The sequence below is a fragment of the Amycolatopsis sp. NPDC024027 genome (assembly GCF_040638975.1).
Classification (GTDB): domain Bacteria; phylum Actinomycetota; class Actinomycetes; order Mycobacteriales; family Pseudonocardiaceae; genus Amycolatopsis.
This window is the reverse complement of the sequence record NZ_JBEZYY010000012.1, coordinates 1-24,398: the sequence shown is the minus strand read 5'-3', so window position 1 is coordinate 24,398 and position 24,398 is coordinate 1. Positions and strand designations below refer to the sequence as shown.

At 74.0% G+C, this 24,398-nt stretch carries 4 protein-coding genes and 1 pseudogene; 3 read left to right on the top strand and 2 right to left on the bottom strand.

The window, feature by feature from the left end:
- Positions 1-9 precede the first annotated feature (9 nt).
- The 3 genes from AB0F52_RS27225 to AB0F52_RS27215 are packed head-to-tail and all read left to right on the top strand — an operon-like array spanning position 10 to position 22,237.
- Complete coding sequence (locus tag AB0F52_RS27225; RefSeq protein ID WP_360176775.1) at positions 10-19,785, top strand: non-ribosomal peptide synthase/polyketide synthase; 19,776 nt, start codon at positions 10-12, stop codon at positions 19,783-19,785.
- Entirely contained in the window at positions 19,782-21,035 is a 1,254-nt protein-coding gene (locus AB0F52_RS27220; RefSeq protein ID WP_360176772.1) for an MFS transporter, read from the top strand. Before AB0F52_RS27225 ends, AB0F52_RS27220 begins: the two co-directional genes overlap by 4 nt.
- The gene (locus AB0F52_RS27215) at positions 21,032-22,237 is read left to right on the top strand and encodes a cytochrome P450 (protein WP_360176769.1); all 1,206 of its coding nucleotides are present in this window, start codon (positions 21,032-21,034) and stop codon (positions 22,235-22,237) included. The genes AB0F52_RS27220 and AB0F52_RS27215 overlap by 4 nt, the downstream gene beginning before the upstream one ends.
- Here the strand turns inward: AB0F52_RS27215 and AB0F52_RS27210 are convergent.
- Together AB0F52_RS27210 and AB0F52_RS27205 are read right to left on the bottom strand one after the other, a co-directional pair.
- Complete coding sequence (locus AB0F52_RS27210; RefSeq protein ID WP_360176766.1) at positions 22,203-23,600, bottom strand: hypothetical protein; 1,398 nt, start codon at positions 23,598-23,600, stop codon at positions 22,203-22,205. The genes AB0F52_RS27215 and AB0F52_RS27210 overlap by 35 nt on opposite strands.
- Before the next feature lie 175 nt (positions 23,601-23,775).
- Positions 23,776-24,398 (bottom strand): annotated as a pseudogene (locus AB0F52_RS27205) (MFS transporter); the annotation flags it as partial.

The following is a 24,398-nucleotide window of genomic DNA, read 5'->3' as shown; positions in this document are numbered from 1 at the left end:
ATGAAAGCGATGACCACCTCGAGGAAGAGCCGCATCGACGCGCTGCCCGCGGAACTGCGGGAGACGCTCAAGCGCCGGCTGGCCGGGCGGGCGGAGCGGTCCGACGTGATCGGCCGGGCGCCGCGGGAGAACGCCCTGCCGCTGTCGTTCGCCCAGCAGCGCCTGTGGTTCCTCGACGAGTTCCGCCCGGGGGATGCGGAATACAACAGCGCGGTGGCGCTGCGGCTGACCGGGCCGCTCGACACGAGCGCGCTGACCGGCGCGCTCACGCAGCTGGTGGCCCGCCACGAATCCCTGCGCACCACCATCGACGACGCCGGCGGCACCCCGGTGCAGGTCGTCCACGACGCCCCGGAGATCCCGGTGCGGACGGTCGACCTGACCACCGACCCCGCGCTGCGGCCGGCCGATCTGGACGAGGTGCTGGAGGCGGAGTACGGCCGGTCGTTCGACCTCCGCCGCGGCCCGTTGGTGCGGCTGCTGCTGGTGCGGGTCGCCGAGGAACACCACGTCCTGCTGATCACCGCCCACCACGTCGTCACCGACGGCGAGTCGATGGGCATCCTGGTCGGCGAGCTCGGCACGCTGTACGCGGCCGCCGTCCGGGGCGAACCCGCCGAGCTGCCCGAACCGGTGGTCCAGTACGCCGATTTCGCCGTGTGGCAGCGGAACCGGCTCGCCGGGCCGGCGCTGGACCGGCACCTCGCCTACTGGACGACCCAGCTGGCCGGCGTCGAACCCCTGGACCTGCCGTCCGACCGGCCGCGCCCGGCCGTGCGCACGACGGCCGGTGCCGTGCACGGCTTCAGCGTCCCGGGCGAGGTGGCGGCCGGGCTGGCCGAGCTGGCCCGGGTCCACGACACCACGCTCTACACCGTGCTGGTCGCAGCCTGCCAGGTGCTGTTCGCCCGCTACACCGGCCGCAGCGACATCGCCGTCGGCACCGTGGTTTCCGGCCGGAACCGGCCCGAACTGCAGCGGACGGTCGGCTTTTTCGTCGACACCGTCGTCATCCGGTCCACTGTGGACCGGAACGTGCCGTTCGGGACCCTCCTCGACGCCGTCCGCACGACCGTGCTGGAGTCCTTCGAGCACGCCGAAGCCCCGTTCGAAAAGCTCGTCGAAGCGCTGCGCCTCGACCGCGACGCCAGTCGCAACCCGTTGTTCGACGCGATGGTGCTGCTGCACGGGAGCCAGGGCGGGCCGGCCGCCTTCGCCGGGCTGACGGCCGAGCCGGTCGAGGTGGCCCGCCGCGCCGCCAACTTCGACCTCACCGTCGAGTTCCAGCCGTCCGCGGACGCGCTCGAAGGCTCGCTGGAGTACAACACCGACCTGTTCGACGAGCGGACCGCCGTCGCGCTGGGCGAGCACCTCACGGTGCTGCTGACCGCGATCGCGGCCGACGCGACGCGCCCGGTCGGCGAGCTGCCGCTGCTGACCGGGGACGAACGCCACCGGCTGCTCACCGGGTGGAACGAAACCGCGCTGGACGTGCCCGCGGCCACCGTCACCGAACTGTTCGAGTCGCAGGCCCAGCGCAGCCCGGACGAGACCGCGCTCGTCGCCGGGCACATCGCGCTGAGCTTCGCCGAGCTGAACGCGCTCGCCAACCGCCTGGCCCGCCACCTCGTCACGCTGGGCGCCGGCCCCGAGCGGGTCGTCGCGCTCGAGCTGCCGCGGACGGCCGAGGCGATCGTGGCCTTCCTGGCGGTGCTGAAGGCGGGTGCGGTGTACCTGCCGATCGACCCCGCCCTGCCCGCCGACCGGAAGGAGTTGCTGCTGCGGGACGCCGGAGCCACCCTGGTCCTCACGACCGCGGAACTCGCGGCCGTACCGCCGGAGTATTCCGCGGCGGACCTCACCGACGCCGACCGGCTCGCCCCGCTGCGGCCGGGCAACACCGCCTACGTCATCTACACGTCCGGGTCGACCGGCCGCCCGAAGGGGGTGGCGGTCCCGCACCGCAACCTCACCAACCTGCTCTTCAACCACCGCCACGACTTCGCCCCGCCCGGACGGCGGCTGCGGGTCGCGCTGACCGCCACCCTGTCGTTCGACACGTCCCTGGAAGGCCCGCTGCTCATGGCCGACGGCCACGAGCTGCACCTGATCGGCGACGACGTCCGGCTCGACGCCCACGCCCTGGTCGACCACATCGCCGAGCGCCGGATCGACTTCCTCGACCTCACCCCGACCTACCTGCGCCGGCTGATCCCCGCCGGGCTGCTGACCGATCCGCGGCACCGGCCGAAGATCCTCATGCTCGGCGGCGAAGCCCTCGACGACACGCTCTGGCGCGAACTGGCCGGCGCCGACGTCACCGTGGCGCACAACTTCTACGGACCGACCGAGTACACCGTGGACGCGGTGTCGTGCCGGGTCGGCGAAACGGCCCGCCCGGTGCTGGGCCGGCCGCTGGCCAACACACGCGCCTACGTCGTCGACCAGGCCCTGCGGCCGGTGCCCGCCGGCGTGCCCGGCGAGCTGTGCCTCGCCGGGGCGCAGCTCGCGCGCGGCTACCTCGGGCGCCCGGGCCGGACGGCCGGGAGCTTTGTCGCCAATCCGTTCGGGGAGCCGGGGGAGCGGATGTACCGCACCGGCGACCGGGTCCGCTGGACCGCGGACGGGCAGCTGGAGTACCTGGGCCGGCTCGACGACCAGGTGAAGATCCGCGGCTTCCGGGTGGAGCCGGGCGAGGTCGAGGCCGCGCTGGCCCGCCTGCCCGAAGTCACCGCGGCCGTCGTGGTCGCCCACCGGCCGGACGGCGGCCACGCCCGGCTGATCGCCTACGTCGTCGGCGCCGGACCGGTGCCGCCCACCGCCGACGAGCTGCGCGCCGCCCTGCGGGCCACGCTGCCGGACTACCTGGTGCCCTCGGCGTTCGTCCCGATCGACGCGATTCCGCTGACCCCGCAGGGCAAAGTCGACCGGCGGGCGCTCCCCGCGCCCGACGCGCCGTCGGACAGCGGCCAGGCCTACGTGCCCGCGCGCACCGCCGTCGAGCACCAGCTGGTGGCGATCTGGTCCGAAGTGCTCGGCAACGACCGCATCGGCGTCGAGGACAACTTCTTCGGCCTCGGCGGCGACTCGATCCTCAGCATCCAGGTGGTCGCCCAGGCCCGCCAGGCCGGCCTGCGGCTCACCTCGCGGGACATCTTCCTGCACCAGACCATCGCCGGGCTCGCGACCGCGGTGCAGACCACCGCGATCCACACCCCGGCGGCGGGGCCGGTCACCGGCCCGGCCCCGCTCACCCCGATCCAGCACTGGTTCTTCGCCACCCACGGGCCGCTGGCCCACTTCACCATGTCGCAGCTGCTCGAGCTGCCCGGCGGCGTCGACCAGCAGGCCCTGCGGACCGCCCTCGACGCGGTCGTCGCCCACCACGACGCCCTGCGGACCCGGTTCTTCACCGTCGACGGGCAGTGGCGGCAGGAAATCACGCCGGAGCCGCCGACCGGTGTCCTGCGGATCCGGGACCTGTCTTCGCTCGGCGACGCCGGGCAGCGCGCCGGAATCGAGGCCGCGGCCGCGCAGGTGCGCGCCGGCCTGGACCCGGCGACCGGCACCCTGGCCGGCGCGGCGCTGCTCGCCCGCGGCACCCGGCCGCCGCTGCTGTTCCTGGCCGTGCACCACCTGGTGGCCGACGGCGTTTCGCTGCGGCTGCTGCTCGGCGACCTCGAAACCGCCTACGGCCAGGTCGTGGCCGGGGCACCGGTCCGGCTCGCGGCCACCGCCACGCCGTTCACCCAGTGGGCGCACCTGCTGGAGCGGCACGTCCGTTCCGGCGGGTTCGACGACGACCTCGAGCACTGGACGCGGGTGGCGCGCCGGGTCCCGGCGGCACTGGCCGCCGACCACGCGGGCGCGGGCACCACCGGCTCCACCCGCACGCTGACCGTGACCCTCGGCGCCGAGGACACCGACGCGCTGCTGCACCGCGTCCCCGCCACCTACCGGACCCAGGTCAACGACGTGCTGCTGAGCGCCCTCGGGCGGGCCTTGGCCGACCGCACGGGCGAAGACGGGGTCCTGATCGCCCTGGAAGGGCACGGGCGCGAAGACTTCCTCGACGGCGTCGACCTTTCCCGCACCGTCGGCTGGTTCACCACGCAGTTCCCGGTGGCGCTCGACCTGCCGCCGTCGGGGGACTGGGGCGCCACCCTCAAGGCGGTCAAGGAGCAGCTGCGGGCGGTCCCGCGCCGCGGCCTGAGCTACGAAGCCCTGCGGTACCTCGGCGAGCCCGGCGCGCCGGGACACGCGCTGCAGGCGTTCCCGCTGCCGCAGATCTGCTTCAACTACCACGGCCGCTGGGACGCCCAGGCCGGTGCGGACGGGCTGTTCCGCGGCCGGCACGACAGCCCGGGCGCCGACGTCGCCCCGGACGAGGCGAGCACCTACCAGCTGGACGTGACCGGCGTCGTCGAATCCGGCGAGCTGTCGCTGACGTGGTCCTACTCCGACCAGGTCAACGACTCCGGCACCGTCCGCGAGCTGGCCGAGGCGATGCTCGCGGGCCTGCGGGAGATCGTCGCCCACTGCGCGCGACCCGGCAGCGGCGGCCGTACGCCGTCGGACTTCCCCCTCGCCCGGCTCGACCAATCCACTGTGGACAGAATTGCCGGCGACGGCCACGACGTCGACGACATCTACCCGCTGACCCCCCTTCAGGCGGGCATGTTGTTCCACAGCCTGCTCGATCCCACCGCCGACGCCTACGTCGACCAGGCGCGGATGCTGCTCGACGGCGTCCGCGACCCCGACGCGTTCGCGCAGGCCTGGCAGCAGGTCGCCGACCGCACCCCGGTCCTGCGGACCGAACTCGTCTGGGAGGGCGTCGAGGACCCCCTGCAGGTCGTGCGGCACCGGGCGGTCGTCCCGATCACCCGCCACGACTGGCGTGGCCTGTCCGAAGCCGAGCAGACCGCCCAGCTGGACCGGCTCTCGGCCGGCGACGCCGCCACGGGCCTGGATCTCACCACCGCCCCGCTGATGCGGCTGGCGATCATCGCGCTGACCCACGACCGCGTGCTGCTGATGTGGACCTCCCACCACATCGTGCTCGACGGCTGGAGCCTGGCCCAGATCTTCACCGAGGTGTGCGAGCAGTACGCCGCGCTCACCGAGCACCGGATCCCGCGGGTGCCGGCGCACCGGCCGTTCCGCGACTACCTCGGCTGGCTCGCCGCGCAGGACGGCACCGCGGCCGAAGACCATTGGCGCGGGGTGCTGTCCGGCTTCGCCGCCCCGACCCCGCTGCCGTGGGACCGGTCCCCGGCGCAGGCGCACCGGACGCGCTCGTCGCGGACGGTCCGGACGTCCTTGTCCACTGAGGACACCACGCGGCTGCGGGAGGTGGCCCGGCGCCACGGCCTGACCGTCAACACGCTCGTGCAGGGCGCCTGGGCGCTGTTGCTGGCCCACTCCAGCGGCGAGTCCGACGTCGTGTTCGGCACCACCGTCTCCGGCCGTCCCGACGACCTGCCGGGCGTGGAGACCATGATCGGGATGTTCATCAACACCGTCCCGACCCGGACCCGGATCGAGGGCGGCGAGCGGGTGCTGCCGTGGCTGCAACGGCTGCAGGACGAGCAGAACCAGGCCCGCCGCTACGACTTCCTCGCGCTCGGGAAGCTGCGCGCCCTCAGCGACGTCCCGCCGGGGGAGAACCTGTTCGACAGCATGGTCGCGTTCGAGAACTACCCCTTCGACGAGAACGCCGCCGCGCAGGCGGGCGTCACCCTGCGCGAGGTGACCGCCCTCGACGCCACGACGTTCCCGGTCACCCTGCGCGCCTACGTCGACCGGCGCCTGGGCTTCGAGCTGGGCACCGACCCGGCCCTCTTCGACGAGGAGACCGCCGCCGCGATGGCGGCCCGGCTGGAGACCCTGCTGCTCGGGCTGGCCGAGAACCCGGACCGCCCGATCGCGCAGCTGCCGTGGCTGTCGGCCGAGGACCGCGCCGGGCTCACCGCCGACCGGCCGCCGTCGCTGCCCGCCCCCACCATCACCGAGCTGTTCGCCGCCCAGGTCGCGGCACATCCGGACGCGGTCGCGCTCACCGGCGACGGTGTCTCCCTGACCTACGCCGGGCTCAACGCGCGGGCGAACCGGCTGGCGCACCGGCTGATCGAGCTCGGCGCCGGCCCCGAGCGGTTCGTCGCGCTGCGCCTGCCGCGCTCGCCGGAGCAGGTCGTCGCGATCCTCGCCGTGCTCAAGGCCGGGGCCGCCTACCTGCCGATCGACCCGGCCACGCCCGCCGAACGCGTCGACCGGATGCTCGCCGACACCGATCCCGTCGCCGTCCTCGCTCCCGAAGACGTCGACGTCGAGACGGGCCCCGAGACCGACCCGCCGCCGCGGTGCACGCCGGACCACCCCGCCTACGTCATCTACACCTCCGGCTCGACCGGGCTGCCCAAGGGCGTGGTGATCCCGCACCGCAACGTCACCCGCCTGTTCGCCGCGACCGACGCCCGGTTCGGCTTCGGCGCCGAGGACGTCTGGACGCTGTTCCACTCCTACGCGTTCGACTTCTCCGTGTGGGAGATCTGGGGCCCGCTGCTGCACGGCGGCCGGCTCGTCGTCGTCCCGCACGCGGTGTCCCGTTCGCCGCGGGAGTTCCTGCGCCTGCTGGCCGACGAAGGCGTCACCGTGCTCAACCAGACGCCGTCGGCGTTCTACCAGCTCGTCCGGGCCGACGAGGACGATCCGGACGCCGGCGCCCGGCTCGCGCTGCGGTACGTGGTCTTCGGCGGCGAGGCACTGGACACGCGCCGGCTGGCCGGCTGGTTCGCCCGCCACGGCGACCGCACGCCGCGGCTGGTGAACATGTACGGCATCACCGAAACCACCGTGCACGTCACCCACCACGACCTGCGGTCCGACAGGGACACCGTGGACACTCCCGGACTCATCGGCACCGCCCTGCCCGACCTGCGCGGGTACGTCCTGGACGCGGACCTGAACCCGGTCCCGGCCGGGGTGCCCGGCGAGCTCTACGTCGCCGGGGACGGCCTGGCCCGCGGCTACCTCGGCCGCCCCGGGCTGACCGCCGCCCGGTTCGTCGCCGACCCGTTCGGCGCGCCCGGCTCCCGGATGTACCGGTCCGGCGACCGGGTGTCCCGCACCCGCGAGGGCGCCCTGCGCTACCACGGCCGCGCCGACCAGCAGGTGAAGATCCGCGGCTTCCGGATCGAGCCGGGCGAGATCGAAGCCACCCTGCTCGCGCTCCCGGACGTCGGCTCGGCGGCGGTGCTGGCCCGCGAAGACGAGCCCGGCCGCAAGCGGCTGGTCGCCTACGTCGTCGCCGCGACGCCGGACGCGCCGCCGAGCACCGCGCGGCTGCGGGAGCACCTCGGCCGGTCGCTGCCGGACTACATGGTGCCCTCGGCGTTCGTCACGCTCGACGAACTGCCGTTGACCCGCAACGGAAAGCTCGACCAGCGCGCGCTGCCGGCCCCCGCCGCGGCGGCGGCGGAAAGCGCCGGGTTCACCGAACCCCGCACCGAAACCGAGCGCACGGTCGCGGCCGTGCTGGCCACCACGCTCGGCCTGGAGCGCGTCGGGGCCGACGGCAACTTCTTCGAGCTGGGCGGGGATTCCATCCTCAGCATCCGGTTCACCTCCGCGCTGCGGGAGGCCTTCGGCGTCGAAGTGTCCCCGCGCACGGTGTTCGACCACCCGACGGTGGCCGGCCTGGCGGCCGCGCTGCCGGCCGCGTCCGCCACGCCGCTGACCGCGACGATCACCCCGGTGGCCCGCGACGCCGAGCTGCCGCTGTCCTTCGCCCAGCAGCGCCTGTGGTTCCTCGACGACTTCGCGCCCGGCGGCACCGACCACGTCACGGTCTTCGGCGTGCGGCTGCGCGGCGCCCTGCGGCCCGACGCGCTCGGCCGCGCGCTCACCACGCTGATCGCCCGGCACGAGGCGCTGCGCACCACGTTCCCGGCCGTCGACGGCCGCCCCCGCCAGGTCGTGGGGGAGCCGTGGCAGCTCGCGCTGCCGGTCACCGACCTCTCCGATCTCACCGACCTCACCGACAGCGCCGGTCCGGCGGCGGAGGAGGAGCTGAGGCGGCTGCTGGCCGAGGACCTCGCCCGGCCGTTCGACCTCGCCGGGGGCCCGCTGCTGCGGGCGCGGCTCGTCCGCCTGGCCGCGGACGACCACGCGCTCGTGCTGTCCCTGCACCACATCATCACCGACGGCTGGTCGATGGGTGTCCTCATCGGCGAGCTGGCCACCCTCTACGGCGACGAGCGGGTCGCCCTGCCGGCGCTGCCCGTCCAGTACGCGGACTTCGCGGCGTGGCAGCGCGAGCGCCTCACCGGCGACTTCCTCGACGAGCAGCTCGGCTTCTGGCGCCACGAGCTCGACGGCCTGCGCCCGCTGGACCTGCCGGCCGACCGCCCGCGCCCGGCCACCCGGACGTCGAACGGCGCCGAGCACGAGTTCGCCCTCGGCGCCGAGGCCCTCGCCGGGCTGCGCCGGCTGAGCCACGACCGCGACACGACGCTGTTCACCGCGCTCGTCGCGGCCTGCCAGCTGGTGCTGCGCCGCTGGTCCGGCCAGGACGACGTCGCCGTCGGCACGGTGACCTCCGGCCGCGACCACCCGGAGGTCCAGGACCTCGTCGGCCTCTTCGTCAACACCGTCGTGCTGCGGTCCCGGGTGGACGGTCGGCGGGGCTTCGGCGAGCTGCTCGGCGCCGTCCGCCGGACGGTCCTGGACGCGTTCGCCCACCAGGAAGTGCCGTTCGAGCGGATCGTCGACGAGCTGAGCCCGGACCGCGACCCCAGCCGCACCCCGCTGTTCGAGGTCCTGGTGACCCTGCAGAACGCCGGCAACCGCCTGCCTGCCCTCGCCGGGCTCACCGCCGGTGAACTGACGCTGCCGATGACCACCGCGGGCTTCGACCTGAGCGTCGAGTTCGAGGAGGGGCCCGACGGGCTGCGCGGCCTGCTGAACTACAACACCGACCTGTTCGACGCGGCGACGATGCGGCGCTTCGCCGAGCACCTCACGGTGCTGCTCACCGCGGTCGTGGCCGACCCGGACCGGCCGGTCGACGCGCTGCCGCTGCTGCCCGCCGCCGAACGCGACCTCGTCGTCGAGACGTGGAACGCGACCGGCCGGGCGATGCCGGAAACCACCGTCGTCGAGCTGTTCGAGGCCCAGGCGGCCCGGACTCCGCACGCGACCGCGCTCGTCTGCGGCGACACGACGCTGACCTTCGCGGAGCTGAACGCCCGCGCCAATCAGGTCGCGCGAGTGCTCGTCGCCCGGGGTGCCGGGCCCGAGCGGCTGGTGGCGGTCGCCCTGCCGCGCTCGGCCGAGCTGGTCGTCACGATCCTCGCCGTCCTCAAGGCCGGCGCGGTGCACCTGCCCCTGGACCCGGAGCTGCCCGGCCGGCGGCGCGAAGCGCTGCTGGCCGACGCCCGGCCGGTGCTGGTGCTCACCGCACCGGTCGTCGCGGAAGAAGCGGACACCAACCTCACCGACGCCGACCGCCGTGCGCCGCTCACCCCGGACCACGCCGCCTACGCGATCTACACCTCCGGCTCCACCGGCACCCCGAAGGGCGTGCTCGTCGGCCACCGCGCGCTCGCCAATTTCGCCGTCGACCACGCCGGCCAGTTCACCGCCGCGGCCGGGAAGGACCGGCTGCGGGTGGCGCTGACCGCGGCCTTCTCGTTCGACGCGTCCTGGGAAACCGTGCTGCTGATGCTCACGGCCGGGCACGAGCTGCACGTGATCGACGCCGAGACCCGGCTCGATCCGGGCGTGCTGGCCGGGTACGTCGCCGGCCACGGGATCGATCTGGTCAACTCGACGCCGTCGTTCGTCCGGCACCTGCTGGACGCCGGGCTCGGGGACCACCGCCCGCCGGTGCTGCTGGTCGGCGGGGAAGCCGTCGGCGAAGCGCTGTGGCGCGACCTGAGCGACCTCGACGGCGTCACCGCGTTCAACCTCTACGGCCCGACCGAGTGCACCGTCGACGCCACCTTCTGCCGGATCGGCGAGACCGCGCGCGAGGTGATCGGCCGCCCGCTCGGGAACGTGCGGGCCTACGTCCTGGACGACCGGCTGCGCCCGGCGCCGATCGGCGTGCCCGGCGAGCTGCACCTGGCCGGTGTCCAGCTGGCCCGCGGTTATCTCAACCGGCCCGGGCTGACGGCGGACCGCTTCCGCGCCAACCCCTTCGGCCCGCCCGGCAGCCGGATGTACGCCACCGGCGACCGCGCCCGCTGGACCGCCGAGGGCTACCTGGAGTACCTGGGCCGCGTCGACGACCAGGTCAAGATCCGCGGCTTCCGGATCGAGCCCGGCGAGGTCGAGGCGGCGCTGCGTGCCCTGCCCGAGGTCGCCGACACGGTCGTCGTCGCCCGTCGCGACGACGGCCACGCCCGGCTCGTCGCCTACGTCGTCCCCGCGGACGGGATTACCGCGGATCCGGCGCGGCTGCGGACGGCGCTGAAGTCGACCCTGCCCGACCACCTGGTGCCGTCGGTGTTCGTCCCGCTCGACCGGCTGCCGCTGGCCACCAGCGGCAAGGTCGACCGCCGCGCGCTGCCCGCGCCCGCCGTCCACCCGGCCCCGGCCGGGGACCGGACCGCGCCGCGCATCGGCACCGAACGGCTGCTGGCCGGGATCTGGGCGGAGGTCCTCGGCGTCGCGGAACCGGGCGTGGACGACAACTTCTTCGCCCTGGGCGGGGATTCCATCCTCAGCATCCAGGTCGTCTCGCGGGCCCGGCGGCACGGCCTGCGCCTGACCTCCCGGGACGTCTTCCGCCACCAGAGCATCGCCGAGCTCGCGCTCGTCGCCGGCGCCGAAGCGACCGCCGAGCCCGAAGCCGGGTTCACCGGCTCGGCGCCCCTCACCCCGATCCAGCGGTGGTTCTTCGCAACCGGCCACCACGACCACTTCACGATGTCCACGCTCGCCGAACTCGACCCGGGCATCGAGATCCCCGCGCTCGAAACCGCGCTGGCCGCGGTGCTGGGCCGCCACGACGCCCTGCGCACCCGGTTCACCCGCACCGGCGACGGCTGGCGGCAGGAGTTCCGGCCCGACGCGGAAATCCCGGCGCTGCGGCACGTGTCCGGTGGGGACATCAGCACGGTCGCGGCCGAGGCTCGGGCGGCGCTGCGGGTCGAGGGCGGCCCGCTCGTCGCGGCCGCGCTGATCACCGCTCCCGGGCAGGCACCGGGGTTGCTGCTGGTCGTCCACCACCTGGTGGTCGACGGCGTGTCCTGGCGCATCCTCTTCGACGACCTGGAAACCGCCTACCGCCAGGTGGTTTCCGGGCAGCCGGTCGACCTCGGCCCGGCGCCGGTCAGCTTCCTCCGCTGGGCGGACCGCCTCGCGGGGCACGCGTTCGACGCCGAACAACCGTACTGGACCGAAGCGCTCGACGGAGTCGACCCGGACCTGCCGGTGGACGCGACGGGGGAGAACACCGCCGGAAGTGCCCGCACGGTCACCGTCCGCCTGGACCCCGCCACCACCGACGCCCTGCTGCACCAGGTCCCCGAGGTCTACCGCACGCAGATCAACGACGTCCTGCTCGGCGCGCTCGGCCGGGTACTGGCCCGCTGGACCGGCCGCGAACGCGTCCTCGTCGGTTTGGAAGGGCACGGCCGCGAGGAAATCTTCGACGACCTCGACCTGTCCCGCACGGTCGGCTGGTTCACCGCCGAGTTCCCGGTCGCGCTCACCCTCCCCGCGACCGAAAACTGGGGATCGACCCTGAAGGCCGTCAAGGAGCAGCTGCGAGCCGTCCCCGGCAAGGGTCTCGGCTACGGCGCGCTGCGGCGGCACGACGACCCGGTGCCGCAGATTTCCCTGAACTACCACGGACAGTGGACCGCCGGTGGCGACGACGGCGGGCTGTACCGCGGCTGGGGCGGCGACCTCGGCGAGGACATCGACCCCGGGCGGCCGCGCACGGCCCTGCTGGACGTCGTCGGCATCGTCGACGGCGGCCGGCTCGAACTCGCCTGGACCTACGCCCCCGGCGTGCACCACGAGGACACCGTGCGCGGGCTCGCCGAGCAGGTCCTCGCGGCCCTGCGCGAGATCGTCGAGCACTGCGCCACCCCGGACGCCGGCGGCCGCACGCCGTCGGACTTCCCCCTGGCCCGGCTGAGCGCGGCCGAGCTGGACACCGTGGCCGGCGACGGCCGCGCGGTCGAGGACGTCTACCCGCTGACGCCGCTGCAGGCCGGGATGGTGTTCCACACCCTGGTCGACGACGGCTCCCCGGCCTACTTCGAGCAGGTCCGCATCCGGCTCGCCGGCGTCACCGACCCCGCCGCGCTCGCCGCGGCCTGGCAGCGGGTCGTCGACCGGACCCCGGTGCTGCGCACCCGGCTCGTCTGGACGGGCGTCGAAGAGCCGGTGCAGGTGGTGGACCGCGCCGCGACCCTGCCGGTCACCCACCACGACTGGCGCGACCTCGGCCCGGCGGAGCGCGAAGCCGCGCTGCGGGAGGCCCTGGCGGCCGACCGGGCCGTCCCGTTCGACCTGACCCGGGCCCCCTTGACCCGGTTGACGATCGGTGCGCTGCCCGGCGACGAGGTCGACCTCGTGTGGACCTCCCACCACGTGCTGTTCGACGGCTGGAGCTCCGCGCAGGTCTTCGCCGAAGCCTGCGAGCAGTACGCCGCCGCGACCGCCGGTGTCCGCCCGGCCCTGGTCACCCGGCGCCCGTACCGCGACTACCTCGGCTGGCTGGCCGACCGCGACCAGGACGCGGCCGACGCGTTCTGGCGGGACACCCTGGCCGGCTTCGACGCGCCGACCGCGTTGCCCTACGACCGCCCGCCGGCCGAAGCCCACCAGTCCCGCTCCACCGATTCGGTCCGGATCGAGCTGCCGCCGGCCGCGACGCTGCGGCTGCGGGAGTTCGCCCGGACCCACGGCCTCACCGTCAACACCGTCGTGCAGGGCGGCTGGGCGCTGCTGCTGGCGATGCTCTCCGGCGACCGTGACGTCGTCTTCGGCACCACCGTCTCCGGCCGCCCGGCCGACCTGGCCGGCGTCGAAACCATGATCGGGCTGTTCATCAACACCATCCCCACCCGCGTCCGCGTCGACGGCACCCAGCCGGTCGCGCGGTGGCTCGGGCAGCTGCAGACGGCCCAGAGCGAGGCCCGCGACCACGACTTCGTGTCGCTGGCCCGGCTGCGCCCGCTCAGCGACGTCCCGGCGGGGCAGAACCTGTTCGACAGCATGGTCGTGTTCGAGAACTACCCGATCAGCGAACCCGCGACCGCGGGCGCGCCCCGGGTCGTCGAGGTCGCCTCGGCCGACGCCACGAACTTCCCGCTGTGCCTGCGCGCGTCCCTCGACGAAGGCCTCGCCCTCGACCTCGCCTACGACCCGGCGCTGTTCGACCGCGACACCACCGCGGCCCTGACCGACCGGCTGGTCCGGCTGCTCGACGCCGTCACCGCGGACCCGGACCGGCCGCTGGCCCGGGTGCCGTGGGTCGCCGCCGCCGAGCGCGCCCGGGTGCTCGCGGACGCCCACGGCCCGGGCGCCGCCGGGACGCCGTCCACGGTGCCCGCGCTGTTCGCCGACCAGGTGCGGCGGCGTCCGGACGACGTCGCCGTGCTCGCCGGCGACCGGACCCTGACCTACGCCGAGCTCGACGAGCGGGCGAACCACCTGGCCGTGCGGCTGGCCGGTCTGGCTGTTGCCGTCGAGGACCGGATCGGGCTCCTGCTGGAGCCCTCGGTCGAGCACGTCGTCGCCGAACTCGCCGTGCTCAAGGCGGGCGCGGCCTACGTGCCCCTGGACACCCGGGCGCCGCACGAGCGGCTGCGGGCCGTGCTCGCCGAGGCCGGGGTTTCGGTCGTGGTTTCCGGCGACACCTGGGTGCCGGCCGCCGAAGCCGTCCACAGTGGACCGGTACTGACCGTGGGCGAGCAGCGCTCGCGGACCGCGCCGGAACCCGTCGTGGTGCCCGAAAACCTCGCCTACGTCATGTACACCTCCGGCTCCACCGGCGTCCCCAAGGGGGTCGCCGTGCGCCACCGCGACATCACCGCGCTGGCCCAGGACGGCCGGTTCGCCGGCGGCGCCCACACCCGGGTGCTCGCGCACTCGCCGCTCGCCTTCGACGCCTCCACCTACGAACTGTGGGTCCCGCTGCTCAACGGCGGCGCGACGGTCCTGCCCGACGGGCCCGACCTCACCGTGGAATCGTTGCGGCGCGCGGTTTCCGCGCACGGGGTGACGGCGGCGTGGCTGACCGCCGGGCTCTTCCGGCTGCTCGCCCAGGACGCCCCGGACGGCCTGCGCGGCCTGCGCGAGGTGTGGACCGGCGGCGACGTCGTCCCGCCCGCCGTGGTGCGGGCGGTCCAGGCCGCCTGCCCCGGCCTCGTCGTGGTCGACGGCTACGGCCCCACCGAAACGACCACCTTCGCCACCTCGTTCCGGATGACCGGCGGGGCGGGCGTGCCCGAACCCGTGCCGATCGGGCGGCCGCTCGAGGGCATGCGCGCGTACGTGCTGGACGCCGAGCTGCGGCCGCTGCCCGCCGGGGCGCCCGGCGAACTCTGCCTGGCCGGCGCGGGCCTGGCTCGCGGCTACCTCGGCCGGCCCGGCCTGACCGCCGAGCGGTTCGTCCCCGACCCGTTCGGCGCGCCGGGGGAACGGATGTACCGCACCGGCGACGTCGTCCGGCGCGGTCCCGACGGCGACCTGGAATTCCTCGGCCGCTCCGACGACCAGGTCAAGCTGCGCGGGTTCCGGATCGAGCTCGCCGAGGTCGAGGCCGTGCTGGCCGCCCACCCGGCGGTCGCCCAGGCGGTCGCGACCGTCCACACGGACGCCGCCGGCACGCGGCGGCTGATCGCGCACGTCGTCCTCACCTCCGGCCGGACCGCGGACCCCGCCGGGCTGCGCGGGCACGCGGCCGCGTCCCTGCCCGAGTACATGGTGCCCGCCGTGGTGCTCGTGCTGGCCGCGCTTCCGTTGAACCGCAACGGGAAGGTCGATCGCCGCGCGCTGCCCGCCCCGGACGGCCCGGTGGCGTCCCAGCGGCCCTACGCCGAGCCGGCCACCGCGACCCAGCGCGCCGTCGCCGACATCTGGCAGCGGCTGCTCGGGGTCGACCGGGTCGGCGCGCAGGACAACTTCTTCGAGCTCGGCGGCGACTCGATCCTGAGCATCCGGCTGGTGTCCCGGCTGCTGGCCGAATGCGGCGTGTCGCTGTCGCCGCGGGCGGTGTTCGCGCACCCGACGGTCTCCCGCCTCGCCGCCGCGATCGAAACCGTCGGGACCACCGCCCAGGACCCGATCCCGGCCGTGCCGCGGGACGGCGAGCTGCCGCAGTCCTTCGCCCAGCAGCGCCTGTGGTTCCTCGACGAGTTCGAGCCGGGCGGCACCGAATACGTCACCAGTTCCGCGGTGCGTCTGCGCGGCGCACTGGACGTCGGCGCGCTCGCCGGGGCGTTCACCGAGCTGGTCGCCCGGCACGAACCGCTGCGCACCACGTTCGGCTCGGCCGACGGCCACGGCGTCCAGGTCGTGCACCCGCCGTCGGCGGTTCCGCTGCCGGTCGTCGACGCTCGCGAGGAGGAACTCGCGAACATCCTGCGTGCCGACGGCGAACAACCCTTCGACCTCGGTGAAGGGCCGCTGTTGCGGGCCAAGCTGATCCGGCTCGCGCCGGAGGAGCACGTGCTCACCGTAGCGGTGCACCACATCGTCACCGACGGCTGGTCGAACGGGCTCATCGCCGAGGAGGTCGGGGCGTTCTACGCGGCCGCGTTGCGCGGCGAACCGGCGGACCTGCCGCCGCTGCCGGTGCAGTACGCGGACTTCGCGGCCTGGCAACGCGGCCGGCTCGCCGAGCGGGTCCTGGCCGGCCAGGTCGACTACTGGGCCGGGCGCCTGCGCGACCTCACCCCGCTGGAGCTGCCCACCGACCGGCCCCGCCCGCCGGTGCGCACCACCCGCGGCGCCACGCGCGAGATCGTCGTCCCGGCGGCGGTCACCGCGCGGCTCGAGCAGGTGAGCCGGCAGCGCGAGACGACGCTGTTCACCACGCTCGTCGCCGCGTGCCAGGTGCTGCTCGGCCGCTGGGCCGGCCAGGACGACGTGGCCGTCGGCACGGTCACCTCCGGCCGGGAGCGCCCCGAGCTCGAAGGGCTCGTCGGGTTCTTCGTCAACACGCTGGTGCTGCGCTCGCGGGTCCGCCCGGACCTGGCGTTCACCGCGTTCCTCGACGAGGTCGCGGCGGGCGTCCGCGCGGCGTTCGACCACCAGGACCTGCCGTTCGACCGGGTCGTCGACGCGGTGCAGCCCGGCCGCGACCCGAGCCGCACGCCGCTGTTCCAGGTGATGGTGGTGCTGCAGAACAGCCCCCGCGAGGCGGCCCGGCTGCCGGGCCTGGAGACCGAGGAGCTCCCGCAGCCGGCGACGGCGGCGAACTTCGACCTGACGCTGGAGTTCCAGCCGGACGGCGAAGTCCTGCGCGCGGCGCTGACCTACAACACCGACCTGTTCGACGCGGCCACGATCGACCGCCTGGCCACGCACCTGGGTGTCCTGCTGGCGGGCGTCGCGGACGACCCGGACCGGCCGCTGGCCCGGCTGCCGCTGATCGGCGCGGCCGAGCGCGAGCTGGTCCTGGGTGCCTGGAACGACACGGCCGTCCCGGTGGAGCCGCGCACGCTGCCCGAGCTGGTGTCGGCCCGTGCCCGGCGGACGCCGGACGCACCGGCGGTCATCGCGGGCGAGACCCTCACCTACGCCGAGCTGGAGAGCCGCGCGTCCCGGTTGGCGCGGGTGCTGGCCGGGCACGGCATCGGCCCGGAGCGGATCGTCGCCCTGGCCCTGCCGCGGTCGGTGGAGATCGTGGTGGCGCAGCTCGCGGTCCTGAAGGCGGGCGGGGCGTTCCTGCCGGTGGACCCGACTTACCCGATCGAGCGCATCACGTTCATGCTCGCCGACGCCCGCCCGGCCCTGGTGCTGACGCTGGATGGGCTGGCCCCACCGGTACCGGATGACGTGCCGGTGCTTTCCCTGGACGACCCCGGGCTGTTCGGCGGCGAACCTGTTCCGCCCGTCCCCGTCCGGCCGGAGCACCCCGCCTACGTCATCTACACCTCCGGCTCCACCGGCCGTCCCAAGGGCGTGGTCGTCACCCACGCCGGGCTGGCCTCCTTCGCCGCCGCCGAAGCCGATCACCTCCAGGTCACCGAAGGGGACCGCGTCCTGGCCTACTCTTCGCCCAGCTTCGACGCGTCCATCCTGGAGCTCTGCCTGGCCCTGCCCAGCGGCGCCGCGCTCGTGGTGGTGCCGCCCGAGCCGCTGCTCGGCGAGCCCCTCGCCGAGTTCCTCACGGCCCACCGGATCACCCACACCCTGATCCCGCCCGCCGCGCTGGCCACCGTGCCCGCCACCGACCTGCCGGACCTGCGCACCCTCGTCGTCGGCGGGGACGCCTGCCCGGCGGAGCTCGTCGACCGGTGGGCGCCCGGACGGCGGATGATCAACGCCTACGGCCCCACCGAATCGACGATCGTCGCGACCTGGAGCGACCCCCTGGAACCGGGCACGCCGCCACCCATCGGCCGGCCCATCCCGAACACGCGCGGCTACGTGCTCGACGCCGCGCTCCAGCCGGTGCCGGTCGGCGTGGCCGGCGAGCTGTACGTCGCCGGGCCGAGCCTGGCCCGCGGCTACCTCGACCGGCCGGGCCTGACCGCCGACCGGTTCACCGCCAACCCCTTCGGCGCGCCGGGGGAGCGGATGTACCGCACCGGCGACGTCGTCCGGTGGACCGCTGCCGGGCAGCTGGAGTTCACCGGCCGGGCCGACGACCAGGTCAAGGTCCGCGGCTTCCGCATCGAGCTCGGCGAAGTCGAGGCGGCGCTGACCCGCCACCCCGGTGTCGCCGCCGCCGTGGCCGCCGTCCAGCAGGACGAGTCGGGCCACAAGCGCCTGGTCGCCTGCTTCGTCACCGAACCGGGCGCCGGCCCGGTCGGCGCCGGCGAACTGCGGGAGTTCCTGAGCCGGTCGGTGCCCGGGCACCTGGTGCCCGCCGCGCTGCTGGAGCTGCCCGCGCTGCCGCTCGGGCCGAGCGGCAAGGTCGACCGCCGCGCCCTGCCCGCGGTCGCCGCCGCGGCCGAGCCGGCCACCCGCCACGTCGAGCCGGTGACCCCGGCCGAGCGCGCGCTCTGCGAGATCTGGGCCCAGGTCCTCGGCCTGGACCGGGTCGGCACCGCCGACAACTTCTTCGAGCTGGGCGGCGATTCCATCCTCAGCATGCAGGTCGTGTCCCGGGCCCGGCAGGCCGGGCTGCGGGTGTCCACAAAGGACATCTTCCTGCACCAGACCGTCGCCGCGCTGGCGCCCGAAGCCGGCGCGGTGGCCGAGGAAGCGGCGGCGGACGGGCCGGTCGTCGGCGAGGTCCCGCTGACCCCGATCCAGGACTGGTTCTTCGCCACCCACACCGTCAACCCGCACCACTTCAACCAGTCGATGCTGCTCGAGCTCGCCGACGGCTTCGACGCCGGCGCGCTCGAGCGGGCGCTGGCCGCGGTGTGGACCCACCACGACGCCCTGCGCATGCGGTTCACCCGCACCGAAGCGGGCTGGCGCCAGCACAACGCCGACGTCGAGCCGGTGCCCGGGCTGTGCCGCGAGGACCTGACCGCCGTACCCGCGCCCGGCCGGGCGGCCGCGCTGGAGCGGATCGCCGACGCCGTCCACGCCGGGTTCGACCTCGCGCAAGGCCCGCTGCTGGCGGCCGTCCTGGTCACCGCCGATCCGGCGTGGCGGCCGCGGCTGTTCCTGGCCGCACACCACGTCGTCGTCGACGCCGTCTCCTGGCGGATCCTGCTCGACGACCTCGACACCGCCTACCGCCAGGCCGCCCGGGGTGTCCCGGTCGACCTCGGGCCGCGGACGACGTCGTTCCGGGACTGGGCGCACCGCCTGCGTGACCACGTCCGCGCCGGCGGCTTCGACGACGAACTGGCGTACTGGACGGGCCTGCCCGCCTCGGGCGCGCTGCCGGTGGACCACGACGCCACCGGCACCGGCGCCGACACCGGTACCGCCGAAGTCACCGTGGCGCTGGACGCCGCCGACACCGACGCCCTGCTGCGGTCGGCGCCGTCGGCCTACCGCACGCGCGTCAACGACGTCCTCCTCGCCGCACTGGCCTGGGCGCTGGCGCGGTGGACCGGGCGCCCGGACGTGTCGATCGCCCTGGAGGGCCACGGCCGCGAGGACATCCTCGACGGCGTCGACCTCAACCGGACCGTCGGCTGGTTCACCACGCTGTTCCCGGTCGCGCTGTCCCTCGAGGACACCGGCACCCCCGACTGGCGGACGCTCGTCAAGTCCGTCCGCAAGCAGCTGCGGGCCATGCCCGGCAACGGGTTCGGCTACGGTGCCCTCCGCCACCTCGGCGACCCGGACGTCCGGAAGCAGCTCGCGGAAACCGGGCCGCAGCCGGAGATCTCGTTCAACTACCTCGGCCAGTGGGACGGCTCCGGGGGCGCCGGGACGGTGGCCGAGAGCCTCTACGCCGCCGCCCGCGGTTCGCTCGGCCTCGACCACGACCCGGCCGAGCACCACCCGCACCTGCTCGACCTGGTCGGCGCGGTCCAGGACGGCGAGCTGGTGTTCTCGCTGATCTACCAACCCGACCGGCACGACCGGCGGACCGTCGAAGCGGTGGCCGGCGACTTCGCGGGCGCCCTGCGGCGGATCGCCGCCGACTGCCAGGCCCCGGGCCGCCGGAAGGAGCGGCGGTGACCACGCGGCTTTCGCGCAACCGCAACTACGGGCTGCTGTGGGGCAGCCAGGCGCTGTCGGAGGCCGGGTTCAGCGCGTCGATGATCGCGTTGCCGCTGCTGGTGCTGGCGGTGACCGGCTCGCCGGCGCTGTCCGGGCTGGTGCTCGGCGTCGACGCGATGGCCCAGCTGGTCGCCGGGCTGCCCGCCGGCGCGCTGGCGGACCGGTGGGACCGCAAGAAGATCCTGCTCGGCTGCGAGGCCGTGTACGCGGTGGCGGTGGCGAGCCTGGTGGCGGCGATCTGGTGGGACGGCGTGCGCATCCCCCACCTGATCGCGGTCGCGGCGGTCATGGGCTGCTGCCGGTCGCTGTTCGGCCCGGCCGAAGGCGCGATGCTGGCCGGGGTCGTGCCCGCGGCCCAGCTGCCCACGGCGGTGGCGATGAACTCCGCGCGCGGCGCGCTCGGCCAGCTGTCCGGCACCGCGGTCGGCGGGTTCCTCTACGGCATCGGGCGGGCCGTCCCGTTCGCCTTCGACGTGCTCGTGCACCTGATCTCGCTGGTCGCGCTGACCTTCGTCCGGGCGCCGCGCCGCGAGGCCGCCCGGCTGGAGGGCGGGCACCTCGGCCGGGAGATGGCCGAGGGGCTGCGCTGGGTGTGGAGCGAACGGCACGTGCGCGTCACGGTGGCGTGCGCGGTGAGCCTGAACTTCTTCTTCAGCGCCTACTACATCGTCATCATCGTGCTGGCCAAGGAACGGGGCGTCACCTCGGGCGAGATCGGCGTGATGGCCGCGATGCTCGGCGTCGGCGGGGTCGTGGGGTCGCTGGTCGCGCCCTACCTGCAGCGGCGGCTCAGCCCCTACGTGTCGATCATGAGCGTGTTCTGGGTGCTGACCCTGCTGACCCCGCTGGCGGCCGTGATCCACGACGGCTACCTGCTGGGCGCGCTGTTCGTCGCCATGGCCCTGCTCCCGCCGACCGCCAACACGACGATCGGGACCTACCAGCTGCTGCTCACCCCGGACCGGCTGCGCGGCCGGCTGACCAGCGTGATGGGCGTGATCGGCGGGGTGTCCGCGGCGACCGGGCCCGCCTTCGGCGGCCTGGTGGTGCAGGCGTTCCCCGGCACCGGCGCCGTCGTGCTGTGCGCCGCCGGGATCGCCCTGGTCACCCTGGTCGTCACGGTCAGCCCGACCCTGCGCCGGTTCCCCCGCAGCGACACCCTCGTTCCCGCCGCCGAGCCGACCACCACCGAGGAGAAAACGTCATGACCACCCAGGAACCCGACCTCGCTTTCGCCTTCGAAGACCTGCTGGCGCGCTCGGCCGAGCTGCGCGAGCGCGGGCCGGTGCACCACGACGAAGAGCGGGGGCTGTGGCGGGTGCTCGACCACCCGGGCGTCTCCCGGGTGCTGTCCGACCCGGCGGCGTTCTCGTCGGACTTCAGCGGGCTCACGCCGGTCCAGGAGGACTTCGAGACCTTCCGCAAGGGCAACTTCGTCGGGATGGACCCGCCGGACCACCGCAAGCTGCGCACGCTGGTCAGCCAGGCGTTCACCCCGCGGGTGGTGGCCGGCCTCGAGCCGAGGATCCGGACCATCGCCGGTGAGCTGCTCGACGAGGTCGCCGGGGCGTCCCGCTTCGACGTCGTCGACGCGCTCGCGTACCCGCTGCCGATCATCGTGATCGCGGAGCTGCTCGGCGTCCCGGTGGCGGACCGCCCGCTGTTCACCCGCTGGGCCCAGGTCCTCTTCAGCGGCGACCAGCTGGGTGAGTCGGCCGACATGGCGGACATCCAGCGGGCCCTCGACGCGATCGCCCCGACGATCCGCGAGATGAACGCCTACATCCTCGACCACATCCGGCACCACCGCGCCCACCCCGGCCCGGGCCTGACGAGCCGGCTGGTGGAGGCGGAGTTCAACGGCGAGCGCCTCGAGGACCAGGAGATCGTGGGGTTCGTCGCGCTGCTGCTGATCGCGGGCCACATCACGACGACCGCGCTGCTGGGCAACGCGATCGTGACGTTCGACCGCAACCCGGCCGCGGCGGCGGCGCTGCGGTCCTCGCCGGCCGGCCTGCCGGCGGCGCTGGAGGAAGTGCTCCGGCTGCTGCCGCCGTTCCCCGAGCTGGGCCGCCGCACGACCCGCGAGATCGAGCTGGGCGGCCACCGCATCCCGGAGAACTCGATCGTGATGGCGGACCTGGCGGCGGCCAACCGGGATCCGGCGTTCTTCGACCGGCCGGACGCGTTCGACCCGGCGCGGACCCCCAACCCGCACCTGACGTTCGGCCACGGCATCCACTTCTGCTTCGGCGCGCCGCTGGCCCGGCTGGAGGGCCGGATCGCGTTCGAAGTGCTGTTCGAGCGGTACCGGGACCTGGCGGTCGCGACGGACGCGCCGGTGGTGTTCCAGAACCCGTCGGTGATCGTCAGCGTCAGGCATCTGCCGCTGGACGTGGAGCGGGCCTGACCGGCCGCGGCGCACGCACGGGTTTCCGCGGGTGCGCCGCGCCTTTGTGGTGGCTGTTCGGCAGGTCGTGGACGTCGCGCTGCCACCGTCGCAGCGAGTTGCCGGGCATCCCGGCCTGCCGCAGGATGTCCACCCGGTTCTGGCCGCTGAGCCACAGCAGGAAGGAGCGGTCGACGACGTTGAGCCGCCGAGCTCCGAAGTCGTAGTCCAGGACGATGGGACTGATCTCGAGGTGGTGCATCTGGAATTCGGAGATCTCCGGGAGCTCGCGGATCAGATCCCTGAGGTTCGGATCCACGGGGGCACCGAAGGTCCCGATGAATTCGGCGATCTCCGCCACGCTGAGGCCGCCTTCGAGGCGGGCGATGTCGCACGCCAGGACGGTGAAGATCGTCCAGCGGTAGATGCTGGTCAGCATGGTGGTCGGGCCGGCGGAGAAACTGTCGATGAAGCTTTCCGCGCGGCTGGCCTGATCCTGGACGATCCCGTCCATCAGTTTTTTCGCGTGTTCGAGCGACCCCACTGTCGTGCCTTCGTTGGCGTCGCTGATCACGCCTTGCTCGATGCAGGCCTGGTAGCAGGCCTGCTGCACGACCCACACGCTGTCCAGGCAGCTGTCGAGGATGTGCTCCTTGAAGTCGCGGTCGAAGGTGATGCCGATCAGTTCTTCCCCGGACGAGATCACCTTCTCGAGTTCCGGCCGGGACCACTTGTCGGCGTTGACGGTGGAGATACGACCGCCGAGATCACCGTTGTAGCGCAAGAGCTTGTTGTCGTCGAGCCAGACGCCGATGATGACGAACCGGTGATCCGAGTAGTCGAAGTAGCCCTTGAGCGATCGGGAGAACGAGTGCTGGACCTTGTTGGGGAGGTAGTGGAAGTCCTCGAGCACGATCAGCGTCCTCGTCTTGATCGAGTCGAGGGCGGTGATCATGTCGTTGATGTCTTCGAGGTCCAGGTCCAGGGAGCCGGTCACCGTCGACCTGCTCTGCTCTTTCTCCACCTCTCGGCCGAGGGAGCCGGAGATCTCCTTGCCCAGGACGGGGATCTTGGTGTCCAGGCGCGCGGTCACCCGGTGCTTGCCCGACACCGTGACGGACTGCGACTTCTCGACCTTGTACCCGACGGCTTTGAGGATCGCCGCGTTGAGTTCGGCGACGGTGCGGATCTCGATGCAGGCCACCACGGCGTGGGCGCGGTTCTTGATGTTCCACTTCCGCAGGCAGGTCTTGCCCTGCTTGGACGAACCGTGGATCACGATGTGGTGGTTCTGCGCCAAAGCGAGGAAAAGCTTGTTGTCGACCTTGTCCCGCTCGACGTAGTTCAGCGGCAGGTCGCGGGAGACGCCGAAGACTTCGTTCACTTGCGTGATGGTGGGCAGATCTCCGGGCAAGGGCGGGAAATCGTGAATCAATCTCGGCGGGTTCCTCATGAAATCCGGCACGTGCCCTCCCTTGCGTGGCGGGACGGTGAGCATAGCGTCCCCGCGGGATCCGGATTCCGCTGTCGAAAAGAAAACGGGGCCGACGGCGAATGGGTCAATGCGTTGGAGCGAACGCGGGCGCGAGCTTTCCGTCCACCCAGGCCGCGACCACCGCCAGCCCGGTGGTCGTGGCCGCAGCGAGCAGGAGCGCCTGGCCTCCCAGGCCGCTCGCCGCGCCCGCGAGGGCCGCTCCGGCCGCCGCCGAGGTGACCTTCAAGCCCGCGCTCGTCACGAACACCTGGGCCTGCGCGCTCGCCGGGGCGTACGCGCCGCGGGCGGACAGGGTGGCCGTGAACGCCATCGCGTTCAGCAGGCCCAGCACCGCGAACCCGGCGATCGCCACCGCGTAGGCCGGAGCGAACGCCGACATCGCCGTGGCCACCGCCATGGCCGCGAACAGCCGGGCCGTCAGCACTTCCGGCTCGCCGCGCAACGGCCACGCCGTCACCAGGGCCGAGCCCAGGAGACTGCCCGCGCCGTACACGACGGTCAGCGTCGCCCCCGCCGCGGCCGTGCCGCGCAGTTCCGCGCCGAAGCGCACCGCCACGACCGGGAGCGCCCCCAGTTCGACCGCCGCCAGCACCGTCAGGAGCGTCACCCGGCGCAGCGGCCCCCGCCGCACCAGCACCGCCAGCCCGGCGCGCAGGCTCGCGGCCTCCGCCGGGCGCGCGCGGCCCG